Origin of the sequence: Paenibacillus sp. FSL R5-0527, assembly GCF_038008055.1 — a bacterium.
Classification (GTDB): Bacteria; Bacillota; Bacilli; order Paenibacillales; family Paenibacillaceae; genus Fontibacillus; species Fontibacillus macerans.
Window position 1 is genome coordinate 1,144,346 of the sequence record NZ_JBBOYI010000001.1, and the last position, 12,825, is coordinate 1,157,170.

Genomic DNA, 12,825 nt, shown 5'->3' on the forward strand with positions numbered 1-12,825 from the left:
CAAGATGAAGTCAGCAAAAAGAATCGGGTTTGGGGCGCTGGCGGCGCTGCTGCTGGCCGGAATGCTCGCGGGCTGCGGCGGCGGGAAAGGCGGCAATCCCGCGGCGGGGGCAAACGGCCCCCAAGGCGCGAAGGAGGGAAACGGAGCCGGGTCGCCGGTGAAGCTTGAGGTCGCGCAAATCAGTTGGGGCACGACACCGCCGGCGGACGATTTTATGAAAAAAGCGCTCGACGAGAAGCTGAACGTTTCGCTGGAAATGACGCTGGTCGGCGATCAAGGGGACTATGAGAACCAGATTAACGTCCGCGCCGCTTCCAACAACCTGCCGGACCTGTTTATGGTTACCGGAAAACCGCAGCTGCAGAAGCTGGTCGAGTCGGGTTCGCTGCTCGATCTGTCCGAGTATTTGGACAAAATGCCGGAATATCAAAGTTTTACCGGTGAGGATGTCCTCAAGAAGGGAAGAATCGGCGGGAAGCAGTACGCCTTGCCGAAGGCCGGGCAAGCGCTGTCCTACACGTATTGGATCCGCAAGGATTGGCTGGACCGCTTGAATCTGCCTGTGCCAACGACGGTGGACGAACTGTTTGACGTGGCTAAAGCGTTCACCGAGCAGGACCCGGACGGCAACGGCAAACCGGATACGTTTGGCCTGAGCGGAACGAATTTTGACGCCTTCGAGCCGATCTTCGGCGCCTACGGCATCACGAATATTATGGATACATCGCAATTTTATGTCCGCGGCGGAAAAGTGGCCAATACATTTTATCAGCCGGAGATGAAAGAAGCGTTGACGGCGATCAAGCGTTTCCTCGACGCGGGCGTCGTCGATCCGGAAGTGGTGAACAACAAAGGCACGATGGCGAAGGACAAAGCGTTCCAAGGGAAAGTCGGCATCATTCACACGGAATGGGCGCAGATGATGAAGCCGGCCGACGTCGAAGCGTGGAAAGGCGCCAATCCGGACGCGGAATGGGTGCAATTACCGCCCCCGGCGGGGCCAGACGGGCAGAAATTCGGCAAATCGATCAATATCGGCGCTTCCGGCGGGCTTTGGGTGGTGCCGAAACGGCTTGAAAACGAACCGGAGAAATTAAACAAGGTGTTGGAGCTGTTTAATTACACGTCAACACCGGAAGGCAACCGCCTGGTGCAGTTCGGGATCGAAAATACCCATTACACGCTGGACGGCGACAAGGTGACGATTACGGACAAGGGCCGCGAGGAGGCGTCTTTTACCTGGCTGTACCAGTTCTCCGGTCGCCCGGAGACGGAATACCTGAAAACGAAATTCGCCGATCTCGTCGAATATATCGATTTCGAGGCTTCGATTCCGCGGATCGAGACGCTGGACGGCTTCGTGCAAAGCCCGGCGGGATACAATCCGGCCGACGCCAACCGCTTCATCGAGGAGGAGATGATCAAGTTCGTCTACGGCAAAAACAAACTCGAGGATTACGACAAATTCCTGCAGACCTTGGAGAAAACGTTCAATTACAAAACGTACGTCGACTCCGCCGTCGAACAACTGAACGGACTCGGCTACGGCCAATAATCGCTTGCAGGCTAAAATTCCAAGGCCGCTCCGTATGGGGCGGTCTTAGATTGTCGGCAAACCAACTTCCCCAAATAGCGGAACTTTATGGTCTTATTTTCCGGAGTCTGGCATGTTCATCCCCATTAGCGGTATTTTTTGGCCTTATTTTCCAGTGAGTGGTGCGGATTATGGCCATTTTTCTGCGATTCGCAAAAATAACGACATAAATTTCCTCTATTTCTCTCAAAGTGAGTGATATCGCTAGAATAGAGACATTTTTTCCTTTATATCTGCTCCTCCCAAACCTCTAATGTTCCGGCTATTTTATCTGCAATAATGCCATGGAAATTTCAAGGGGAATCGGTTACGTTATTACTAACTGGATAAAAACCAAGTGGGGAGAGAAGGCATTGAGTTCAAAAGTGGGAGTACCTTTGGAAGGGTTTGCGGAATTCAGCAGAAAGGTGGCCGCGGAAGGCGCGGTGCTGCTGAAAAATGAAGGACAAGCGCTGCCGCTGCGAAGCGGTGAAAGCGTTTCGATTTTCGGGAGAATTCAAGTGGACTATTACCGCAGCGGCACGGGCTCGGGCGGCAGCGTCAACGTGGCCTACACGACCCATTTATTGGACGGCCTGCGGAGCAAAAAGCAAATTCGGGTGAACGAAGAACTGGCGTCCGTTTATGAAAAGTGGATCGCGCAAAACCCGTTCGACAACGGCGGAGGCGGCTGGGCCGCGGAACCTTGGCACCAGAAGGAAATGCCGCTCACCGATGAGCTGGTGGCCGCGGCGAGGGCCAAGTCGGACAAGGCGATCGTGGTGATCGGGCGCACCGCCGGCGAAGACCAGGACAACGCCGACGCGCCCGGCAGCTACCGGTTGACGGACGATGAAATTGCGATGCTGCGGCGGGTTACGGATCATTTTGAACAGACGATCGTCGTCCTGAACGTCTCCAATATCATCGACATGAGCTGGCTCGACGATGAAGCGTACGCGCACCCGATCCCTTGCGTCATTTACGCCTGGCACGGCGGGATGGAAGGCGGCAACGCCATCGCCGACGTGCTGGCCGGGGACGTCCGTCCGGGCGGCAAATTGACCGATACGATCGCCTATTCGATCGAGGACTACCCGTCTACCCGCAACTACGGCAACGAATTCAAAAACCTGTACCAGGAGGATATTTATGTGGGGTACCGGTATTTTGAGACGTTTTGCCCGGACAAGGTGCGGTTTGAATTCGGCTATGGATTGACTTATACGGAGTTCGGCATCAAGCCGGAAGAGGCGAAGCGGGTCGTCAAAAATGGCGAGGAGCAGCTTGAAATCGGCGTGACCGTGCAAAACACCGGCGTGACCTATCCCGGCAAAGAGGTGGTTCAGGTTTACGTTGAAGCGCCCCAAGGCCAGCTGGGCAAACCGGCCAGAGCGCTCGTGGCCTTCGCCAAAACGCAGGAGCTGAAGCCGGGAGAGTTGCAGCGGCTAACCATAAGCTTCCCGGTCAATGCCCTGGCTTCCTACGACGACGGCGGCTATACCGGTCACCGTTCCGCTTACGTGCTTGAAGCCGGGACTTATTATTTTCATGTGGGGAACAGCGTGAAAAACACCGTAAAAGTCGGCGTGGACGGACAAAGCGGGTACGAGGTGCCGGAGCTGCGGGTTGTGGAGCAGCTGGAAGAAGCGCTGGCGCCGACGGAAGACTTCACCCGCATGAAGCCGGGGGCTCGCAAGGAGGACGGAGCTTACGAAATCACCTACGTGGAGGTGCCGAAACGAACCGTATCCTTAGCGAAGCGGATTGAACAAAGACTTCCTGAAACGCTGGAGCAAACGGGGGACCGCGGCTATAAACTGAAGGACGTGCATGACGGCAAAATCAGCCTGGAAACCTTCGTCGCCCAGCTTGGCGACGAGGACCTGGCCGCGATCGTCCGCGGCGAAGGGATGAGCAGCCCGCTGGTGACCCCGGGCACGGCTTCGGCGTTTGGGGGAGTGAGCGACAGCTTGTTCCGCTTCGGCATCCCGATCGGATGTTCAGCGGACGGCCCGTCCGGAATCCGCATGGATACCGGGGAAAAGGCGACCCAGGTGGCGATCGGCACCCTGCTTGCGGCGACTTGGGATCCGGAGCTGGTCGAAGAGCTGTATGTGCTGGAAGGCAAGGAGCTGCTGAGAAACAACATCGACACGCTGCTCGGACCGGGCCTCAATATCCGGCGCAGCCCGCTGAACGGGCGGAACTTCGAGTATTTTTCCGAGGATCCGCTGATTACCGGGATTTTTGCGACGGCCTGCACTGCCGGCATAAAGAAAGGCGGCTCCCATGCAACGCTCAAGCATTTCGCCTGCAACAACCAGGAGCAGCACCGCAGCAAGGTCGATGCGGTCGTTTCCGAACGCGCGCTCCGGGAGGTGTATCTCAAAGGCTTCGAAATGGCGGTGAAGCGGGGCGGGGCCAGCTCGGTCATGACCGCGTACAATCCGCTGAACGGGCATTGGGCGGCGTCGAATTACGACCTGAACACGACGATTCTTCGCGGAGAATGGGGCTTTACGGGCATCGTGATGACGGACTGGTGGGCGATGATGAACGATGTGGCGAACGGCGGTCCGGCGGATAAGAAATATACGAATTTTATGGTCCGGGCGCAAAACGATCTGTACATGGTCGTCAGCAACTACGGCGCGGAGGTCAACGCCATGGACGACAACACCATCGAATCGCTGGGGAACGGGTCATTGACGCGAGGGGAACTGCAGCGCTGCGCCATGAATATTTGCCGGTTCCTGATGAACGCGCCGGTATTTTCGCGGAAACAGGAGATCGTGGAAACCGTTCATAACTTCAAGGCGGATCCGGCGCTGGTTTCGGAGCGGATTCCGGGGCAGGTTCAGGATCTGTCCGTGAACCCGCAGGTTGAACCGGCTGCTCACGGATCGACCTTCATCAAGGTGGACCGCGCCGGCCAATACCGGATCATCGTCAACTTAATGTACGCGGACACCAATTTGGCCCAAAGCGCCTGCAACCTTATGCTGGGCGGTCAACTCGTGACGACGGTGCAAACGAACGGAACGGACGGCAATTGGATTCGGCAAAAGCTGGTGAAGATCGGGCTGGGAGCGGGAATTTACGAGCTGAAGCTGGAATTCGCCAAGCCGGGTCTGCAGATCGGTTGGATCGAGTTTAAGCAAGTGTAATTTAAAGCAAGTGTAATTTACAAAACGGAAGCGGCCATTTCTCGGCTACAGTAGCAGAGAAATGGCCGCCGTCCGTTCTACATGAACATGCCGCCGGTCGGCTGCGGATTTCCCGGGGAAACCGTGCCGTAGGCGTGTACAAAAGTATCGGTTGTATTTTCCTGCAGCGTAGGCACTTGGTAGTACCCTTTTTGGTTGGCGTATTGGAAGCATTCGTAAGCCATGTCCGCGCATCTATTGGCGCTGGCTTGCACAAAATGACGCAGCGAGGGGTTGGCCATTTCAAGCGCGGCTTTCATTTTTAAGGCGGCCGACTGCTTATGGCAGTTTAAGAGAGCCAGGGCTACGTCCGCATCGTCAAGTTGATCCGCGTTTTGAGCCGGCGTTTGCGTTTCCGGTTGACGCAGGCCATACATCGGTTGATACGAAGAGCTTGCATAGTTCGGCATGGTTTCATGAGCCCCCATCGTTCCGCCGGAAGTTGACATAGTCCCACCCCCAGTCGGCATGGTCGCGCCGGAAGTTGCCATCGCTCCGCTGGCGTGTGCCGCCGTTTTTTGGCCGCGGGCCGGTACGGCTTGGGATGCCCCCGTTTGCTGGGCCAGCTGTACAAGTTGATTGTAATCCATGGTACAGGCTTGCATTTGATGATTCATCATCATTTGCAGCTGTTGGTCTTTTACGTAAGGGCGGTAAAGCATCATCGCATTCAATCCGGAGATTTCGTTGCTTAAAATCTCGTGGACTTCCATAACTTCATGTGCGCCAAGCTTATTCATCGTTTCAATTCCCTCCAAGCAAAATTTGTCATTCCCCCTTAATTGTGCTCCGGGATGTTTTTAAGTATGCATACAAGCTCCTTGGTTTCTGTTAATTTCCAGTATTGCATAATATCAGGGAGTTTTGGGAATTTTGTTAATAAAAACGATTTTGACAAGGAGTTGCCGTTCATGAAAACATTGAATATTATTGCGCTGGCTCTGCTGATTATCGGCGGGATCAATTGGCTGTTGGTGGGGCTGTTCCAATACGATCTGGTGGCGGGCATTTTCGGCGGGCAAAATTCCGCTTTGTCCCGGATCATTTACGTTATCGTTGGAATTTGCGCGCTGTATTCGCTGAAATTCTTTAATGATGTGAGCGAGGATCGCGTTTCCAGATAATCGTTCGCCATGGAGCAATATGTGAAAAAAATCCCCTTCGGTCGGGTGGCCAATAAGTCCGTGCGGCAAAGGCAGACCCGGAAGGGGATATTTTTTTGAACAATTACCGTTTGCGGCGCTTTATGCTATGACGCTTCACGCTGTGGCGCTTCACAGGCTTGGGGACAGGATGGATGTAAGGCGCCAGACCTTCGGCAATCGCCCGATGCCCCAGGTCGTTTGGATGAATGGGCAGCGATCCGCTTAACACATCCTGAAGTCTCCCCGTTTTATAACCGGCAATGAACTCCGCTTGCCTGCCTTCGAACCACTTATGCGCAGGCGCGACCCTGGCCCCGTGCCGAGCCGCGACTTCTCTCGTGACCCGGTTCAGCCGCCCGATCCACTCCTCCGCGGCGGGGCTGTTCGGAAACGGGTTGTACTGCGTGCAGCACACCAGGTTTGCACGGCATAGATGGCGAATCTGTTGCAAAATCCCGTTCAAATTTGCCCGATAAGAGCTCAAAAGCCGTTCGTCCGGCTGCAGCTTTCCGGTCAGAAGCGAAGAAATCGCCGTGCTGGCCAAATCCACCCCGCCGATCCATACGGATACGGCATCGGACATACTGATCATGGACGAATCCCGCCATAAGACGGCGTCCAGCAGCTCATGGCTGCTCCAACCCGGCCGGGCCAGCACAAATCCGCTGACCTTGCGGGAGTTCGCGGCATTCAGCGACGATACGACAAGCTGGGGATAGGCTTTGGCCGGAGAGGTGGCATTTTCTCCGAACGTAATCGAATCCCCGAGCGCGGTATAAATCATCTTTGTGTCACCCACCCGACGTTAGTCTTACCGTATCATATGGCAATCGCCTAGCGGGTGTGCGGGCATTTCAGTGCGCAGGGTATGAAACAAATTGTAATGTGACGTTGTCTTCTATATGTGAAAGCAAGTGGCTGAGGCGGCTCTTTAGCGTTCGTGTCCTGGTGCCCCTTGCATACTGCTTAGCACGATTATCCCTTCCGTTCAGGGGGCAAGGGTAGCGTGATGGTCTTCACGCCAACTCAAGCCGTCACGCCCGGTTCGCCCCGCGAGTGGCGGATGAGCTCGGCGTAATAGCCGGTTTGCGCCAGGAGCTGTTCATGCGTTCCCTGCTCGGCGATGCGTCCGCTTTGGATGACGATGATGCGGTCGGCGTGCTGGACGGTGGACAGGCGGTGGGCGATCACCAGGGTGGTCCGTCCCTCGGCAACGACGTGCAGCGCGTTTTGGATCAGCAGCTCCGTTTGAGAATCGAGGTTAGCGGTCGCCTCGTCGAGAATCAAGATCTTTGGCTTAAACGTAAGGATACGGGCAAAAGAAATCAGCTGCCGCTCCCCGGCGGACAGCCCGCTGCCCCGGTTGGACAGCAGCGTATCGTATCCGTTTTTAAGCCGCTCGATCATCGGATGGGCGCCGACCCGGCGGCACGCCTCAATGACCTCTTCCCGGCTGATCTCTTGCCGGAACAGGCGGACGTTGTCGATGATGGTGCCGGAGAACAGGAACGGGTCCTGCTGGACCAGTCCGACCATGCGGTGCAGGGACTCCAACGGCAGGCGCCGGATGTCGATGCCGTCAATCTCGACGCTGCCCTCGCCCACGTCATAAAAACGGGTCAGCAGGTTGACCAGCGAGCTTTTGCCCGCGCCGGTCGTGCCGACGATGCCGATGAACTCGCCTGCGCGGATATGCAAATCCAGGCCGTGCAGCACCTCTTGGCCTTCGGCGTATGAAAACCGGATACGGTTGAAATCGATCCGGCCGCGAACGGAGGCGAGGTCGACGGGCACGGCATCCTCCGGCTTTGGCCCCTGAACATCCGGCCTGGCCAAGAAGATGCGCCACAGCCGGTCCATTGATACCATCGTCGATTGCAGGGTGTTCCACTGCTGGGTGATGGCGTTGATCGGCTGGAAAAACTGGCGGATATAGCTGATGAACGCGTACAGCACGCCGAATTCGATGCGCTGGCCCAGCACCGCGTTTCCTCCGATCCATACGACAAAGGCGATGGACAGGTTGCCCAAAATATCGAAGGAGCGGTTGAACAGCACCGAAGCCCGCACCTCCTGCAGGTTGGCCTGCAGGTAGACGGTGTTGCGCTGCGTAAACCGCGACGCCTGCTCCTTTTCCTGATGGAAGGACTGGATCAAGCTCATCCCGGTCAAGTTTTCCGCGGTAAAGGCGATCAGCCGGGACAGCAGGGCGCGGGCCTGCTGGTAGCAGGTGCGCAAATATTTGCGGAAGGCCAGGGAAATGGCCGTAATAATCGGAAACAGGATCATGCAGTACAAGGCAAGGCGAGCGTCCAGAGCGAACATGAAAACGACGATCAAAATGAGCGACAACCCGTCGCGAATGAGGCTTAGCAGCACCTGGGTGAAAAATTGGTTGATCGTCTCCGTGTCGCTGGACTCGTTGGTGACAAGTCCTCCCGCGGAGCTGCGGTCAAAGAAGGACATGGACTGGCCGGTGATGTGGCGGAACAGGTCTTTGCGCAAGCGGGCGACAATGCTTTGGCCGGCGCGCTGCAGCATATTGGCCTGGAAATAAGAAAACACGCCGCTGACGGCCTCCAACAGCAAATACGTGATGGCGAGCGCTAACAAGATGCTGGCCCCGTGCGCTCCGAACAACACTTTTTCGTCGATGGCGTATTTGATCAGCACCGGCTGCAGAAGGTCGGCGGCGATCGCCAGAAACGCGAAGGCGAACACGCCGAGGAACGCCTTGCGGTGAGGCTTGGCGTAAGCGAAAAGAGCGGCGAACGCCTTGCGCCGGTTTTCCGGGGACACCTCGTATTTTTTCGGACTTTGTTCGATCGTTTTAGCCGGCATCGCTTTCCCCTCCTTCCTGAATGGCGTGCAGCGCGGCGTATAACCCGCCGGCATTCAGCAATTGGTCATGCGTGCCCTGCTCGGCGATCCGGCCGTCCTCGAGCACGAGGATATGGTCGGCGTGTTTGACGGCGCTGATGCGGTGGGCGATGATCACCGTCGTTTTGCCCTCGCGCGCCTGGCGCAGATTGGCCAGGATTTTTGTCTCGGTCACAGCGTCCACCGCGCTGACGCTGTCGTCCAGCAGCAGGATCGGGGCGTCCTTGATCAGCCCCCGCGCCAGACTGGTGCGCTGGCGTTGCCCGCCCGACAAGGTCAGCCCGCGTTCCCCCAGCTTAGTTTCGAACTTGTCGGGGAAGGCGGCGATGTTGTCGTACAGGTCGGCGAGCTTTGACGCTTCCACGACTTTTCTCAGCTCTGAATCCCGGTCGAAAAAGGCGATGTTGTCGCGGATCGTCGTGCTGAACAGGAATCCGTCCTGCGGTACGTAGGCAATCTGCGAGCGCAGGCTCTCCAGCGACAAGTCGAGGACGTCCGCGCCGCCGATCAACACCGTGCCCCGCGGCGGATCGTAAATCCGCAGCAGCAGCTTGACCAGCGTCGTTTTGCCGCTGCCCGTCCGTCCGACGATGCCCAAAGTCTGGCCCGGCTTCAAGCGGAGGCGGATATCCTTAAGCGACGGTCTGGCGGCTTCGGGATACGAAAAGGTCAAATCCCGGATTTCGATGCTCAGCGGCCGGTCCTCAAGCTGCAGCGCCCCTTCGGCTTCGCGGATGTCCGGCTTCACGGCAAGCAGCCGGTTCAGCCGGTCGAGCGAGGCCCTGGAGCGCTGCATCGCATTGATGACGTTGCCGATCAAACGCAGCGGGTTCATGATCATGCGCAAATAGAGCGTCAGCGCCACGAAATTGCCGAGCGAGAGCTCCCCGCGCGTCACCAGCATGCCGCCGTAGGCGATGGCGACGGCCATCGACACCGCGCCGGTGAACGGCAGCAGCACCTGAAACAGAGAAGTGATACGGACGAGCGACAGCTGATTGCCCAATATCCGGTCGACGGTTTCGCCGAACCGGCGGTAGGCGGTGTCTTCGGCGGCGAAGCTTTTGGTCACCTTGACGCCCTCAAACTGCTCTTCCGCCGATTCGGTCATGGCCGCCAGCGACTCCTGCACCTTCCGCGAGCGGTCGCGAATCAGCGGGCCGATGCGGACGACCATAAACGGGATGGCGACCAGCGGCAAAACGCTGACCACGATCAAAAGCGCCGGAATGTCGCTCACCGCCATCATCACGATGACGGAAATCAGCAAAACCGACGCATTGGTCATTTGATTTAATCCATTAGCAATTGATTCGCGCACGCCGGTCACGTCGTTCATCACGTAACTCAGCAGCTTGCCGATGCCGTTTTTGGAAAAGAAAGATTCGCTTAAGCGGGTAAAGTGCCCGAACAACTGCTGGCGGGCCCGGAATTCGAAGATGCGGCCGAGGCGATGGTTGATGTATTGGCCGATTCCAAAGCAGCCTCCGTAAACGAGCGCGATCAAGGCGAGGATCAAGGCGTGGTAAACGACGCCGTTTCTCGTCAAATTGCCCGTCTGAAGGTGATCGGTAAACTCCCCCAGCACTTTCGGGAAATACGAATACGTGATGTTGGCAACCGCCAGAAACACGATGGCCGTCAGGTAAAACGGCAAATGCAATTTGATGTGATGAAGCAGTAAAGTTTTTCCCCGCACGAAACATCCCGTCCTCCCCCTAATGATTTATAGCCATTTTATCATACGCCTAAATGTCCCGCCCATCAAACCGCGGCCCGCTGCAAATCTTCTTATTGGGGCGGAGTCCATTTACATAGCTCCCGGCGCCTGCAAAAATAAAGACGGTCCGTATTTAACGGCCGTCTCCGGATAAATATTTTTCGGTCAGGATCGTCAGCATTTGGATGCCGACTTCGTTATGCCCGCCTTCGGGGATGATGAGGTCGGCGTATTTTTTGGACGGCTCGATGAAGGCTTCGTGCATCGGTTTTACAGTGGCAAGGTACTGCTGGTGGATGGAATGGATCGAACGGCCGCGCTCCTCGATATCCCGCAACACACGGCGAAGGATGCGGACGTCGGAATCGGTGTCCACGAACACTTTAATGTCGAGCAGGCCCCGCAGCTTTTCGTCGTACAGCACGAACAGTCCCTCGACGATAACGATATTGTTCGGCTGCAGCATGATCGTTTTGTCGGACCGGGTATGGATCGTAAAGTCGTATACCGGCGCGTAAGCGGCTTGTCCGTTTTTCAGCAGGGTGAGATGCTCCACGAGCAGTTCGTTGTCGAAGGCGAAAGGGTGGTCGTAGTTGGTCTTTTCCCGTTCGGACATCGTTAGATGCGTTTGATCTTTATAGTAATTATCCTGCGAGATGAATGTCACTTTATCCGTATCAAGCTGCTCTATTACCGAGCGGGCTACCGTGGTCTTCCCGGAGCCGGTTCCGCCGGCGATACCTATAATCAGCATGGCGATTCAAATACCCTCCTAAGCAATTTCCCGTTAACACATTCAAGTATTGTAGCATAGCGCCGTTCTTTTTTCATCTGGATGCAGGCCATTGGAGCACTTTTAAATCATGGCAAAATTGTGGCGGGACAATGTGGTTTTTCCATACTGATCAATTCCGCGATGACGGCACCGCACGGCACCTCCGATTGGGTATAAAGAACTGTTCGCGCCGTAGGCGTTGATAAAATTGTGGAAGTATCCGGAGTGAGCAAAGGTACGTTATATCGTCACTTTCCTTCAAAAGACGATCTGATTATTGCTTACCTGGAGGAAAAAAATGAGAGTGCGTGGATTCAGTTTGATGATGCCATCTCTGCCTACGATGGCTCTCCACGAATGCAAATATTAGCGTTTCCAACCTGTACACGCCATGAATCGTCAATGGAACCGCCATCAAGCGGATACTCCATCCGATTTGTGTGTTGTACGCGTTTTCCTTAGAGTGTTATCCTAAAGTGTATGTTTCAAAAGCAGAATTGTTAGAAATAGTTGGAAACTCATTTATGAACTTGGAGAAATAATTAAGAATTAACCACATGCGAGTGCAACAACTCCATGTGGTTTTCTTTTTGCCGCCGCGATAAACGTGAAAAGAAAATAGCCGCTTCGCGTGAGCGGCGGCAGGGGGGTTAGCGTACTTACTTGTGTTTGTCCAAACGATATTGTCGATGTTCTTTTTCAGAGCAAAACGGCCAATGGAACCGGTGCTTTCCCGGGTCGCTTGGCCGTTTCGTGGGTGGTGCGCGGAGGGATCCCCAAAATAGCTTGGCTTTTAAGTAAGAGAATATATTCGTTTATTGCCAAATTGCTGTTCGTATGAGAAGCACAGTTCCGAAAAGAATTAATGCGAGGAGCAAAGCACCCATACCTATTAAACCAGTTGCCTCTTCTCCCTTAATCGTTTTCTTAATGATATTCATTGTCGTTACATATAAAATTGCCGCTACCACCGGTAAACCGAACATTAAAAGGGTATCCAATTTTTTATTCACCGCCTGCTGAAAAATATATAGAGGGAGAAGAAGCTAGTGCCCTCCCCTTCTATAATTATTTATTCCTGATAAGTAAAGGTAACACCAGTATCAGTCATATTTGTTACTTTCGCAGCCCCTGTTGTATATTGATCACTTGCTCTTAAAGTTCCATAGATCATATATCCTCTGTTTTTTTTGACAACATAATCAATACCGTTATCTTTATTATAATATCGATTTTTAAGATCAAATTTAAACGCCATTCCATTAGAGTCTTATTATCTGCATCATCGAGAATAAACCCACTTTTTTCACCAATAATACTCCCTAATCTTACCATATATATTAAGTATGTGATAACAATACCATTATTTGATTAAGTACAAATCCTGCAATTACCCCGCTCTATTTGAAGGAAGGGTAAAGAAACAGGAATGTTATTGTATGAAATGCAACTAAAATGAATGACGGGGTAGAGGGTATAAAGTTAGCTGTGCAAATTGCAATTAATCGTCGCCGTAAAGCCAA

At 54.7% G+C, this 12,825-nt stretch carries 11 protein-coding genes; 4 read left to right on the forward strand and 7 right to left on the reverse strand.

What is annotated here, in order from left to right:
• The first annotated feature begins 4 nt into the window (after window positions 1-4).
• Window positions 5-1,555: an extracellular solute-binding protein gene (locus NYE69_RS05220; RefSeq protein ID WP_340924769.1), complete on the forward strand. Its 1,551-nt coding sequence runs from the start codon at window positions 5-7 to the stop codon at window positions 1,553-1,555.
• Between the two features lie 392 nt (window positions 1,556-1,947).
• The gene (locus NYE69_RS05225) at window positions 1,948-4,743 is read left to right on the forward strand and encodes a glycoside hydrolase family 3 C-terminal domain-containing protein (RefSeq protein WP_340924772.1); all 2,796 of its coding nucleotides are present in this window, start codon (window positions 1,948-1,950) and stop codon (window positions 4,741-4,743) included.
• 77 nt (window positions 4,744-4,820) lie between these two features.
• Here the strand turns inward: NYE69_RS05225 and NYE69_RS05230 are convergent, their stop codons facing one another.
• Window positions 4,821-5,522: a spore coat protein gene (locus NYE69_RS05230; RefSeq protein WP_340924774.1), complete on the reverse strand. Its 702-nt coding sequence runs from the start codon at window positions 5,520-5,522 to the stop codon at window positions 4,821-4,823.
• A gap of 171 nt (window positions 5,523-5,693) precedes the next feature.
• Here NYE69_RS05230 and NYE69_RS05235 point away from each other — a divergent pair, with 171 nt between their 5' ends.
• On the forward strand, window positions 5,694-5,906 hold the full coding sequence (locus NYE69_RS05235) for a DUF378 domain-containing protein (protein WP_036626814.1): 213 nt from the start codon (window positions 5,694-5,696) through the stop codon (window positions 5,904-5,906).
• A gap of 103 nt (window positions 5,907-6,009) precedes the next feature.
• Here NYE69_RS05235 and NYE69_RS05240 read toward each other — a convergent pair whose 3' ends face one another.
• The 4 genes from NYE69_RS05240 to udk form a co-directional block, all read right to left on the reverse strand.
• On the reverse strand, window positions 6,010-6,711 hold the full coding sequence (locus tag NYE69_RS05240; protein WP_340924778.1) for an SGNH/GDSL hydrolase family protein: 702 nt from the start codon (window positions 6,709-6,711) through the stop codon (window positions 6,010-6,012).
• A gap of 242 nt (window positions 6,712-6,953) precedes the next feature.
• The gene (locus tag NYE69_RS05245; RefSeq protein ID WP_340924781.1) at window positions 6,954-8,768 is read right to left on the reverse strand and encodes an ABC transporter ATP-binding protein; all 1,815 of its coding nucleotides are present in this window, start codon (window positions 8,766-8,768) and stop codon (window positions 6,954-6,956) included.
• The gene (locus NYE69_RS05250) at window positions 8,758-10,506 is read right to left on the reverse strand and encodes an ABC transporter ATP-binding protein (protein WP_340924785.1); all 1,749 of its coding nucleotides are present in this window, start codon (window positions 10,504-10,506) and stop codon (window positions 8,758-8,760) included. The genes NYE69_RS05245 and NYE69_RS05250 overlap by 11 nt, the downstream gene beginning before the upstream one ends.
• A gap of 154 nt (window positions 10,507-10,660) precedes the next feature.
• The gene (gene udk, locus NYE69_RS05255) at window positions 10,661-11,281 is read right to left on the reverse strand and encodes a uridine kinase (RefSeq protein WP_328271028.1); all 621 of its coding nucleotides are present in this window, start codon (window positions 11,279-11,281) and stop codon (window positions 10,661-10,663) included.
• Between the two features lie 246 nt (window positions 11,282-11,527).
• Between udk and NYE69_RS05260 the strand changes: the two genes are divergently transcribed.
• Window positions 11,528-11,764, forward strand: coding sequence for a TetR/AcrR family transcriptional regulator (locus NYE69_RS05260; RefSeq protein WP_445744748.1), 237 nt, complete (start codon window positions 11,528-11,530; stop codon window positions 11,762-11,764).
• A 353-nt stretch (window positions 11,765-12,117) separates the two neighbouring features.
• Here the strand turns inward: NYE69_RS05260 and NYE69_RS05265 are convergent, their stop codons facing one another.
• Both NYE69_RS05265 and NYE69_RS05270 read right to left on the reverse strand, forming a co-directional pair.
• The gene (locus NYE69_RS05265; RefSeq protein ID WP_340924790.1) at window positions 12,118-12,315 is read right to left on the reverse strand and encodes a hypothetical protein; all 198 of its coding nucleotides are present in this window, start codon (window positions 12,313-12,315) and stop codon (window positions 12,118-12,120) included.
• A gap of 59 nt (window positions 12,316-12,374) precedes the next feature.
• Window positions 12,375-12,560: a hypothetical protein gene (locus NYE69_RS05270; RefSeq protein ID WP_340924794.1), complete on the reverse strand. Its 186-nt coding sequence runs from the start codon at window positions 12,558-12,560 to the stop codon at window positions 12,375-12,377.
• Between the last annotated feature and the right edge of the window lie 265 nt (window positions 12,561-12,825).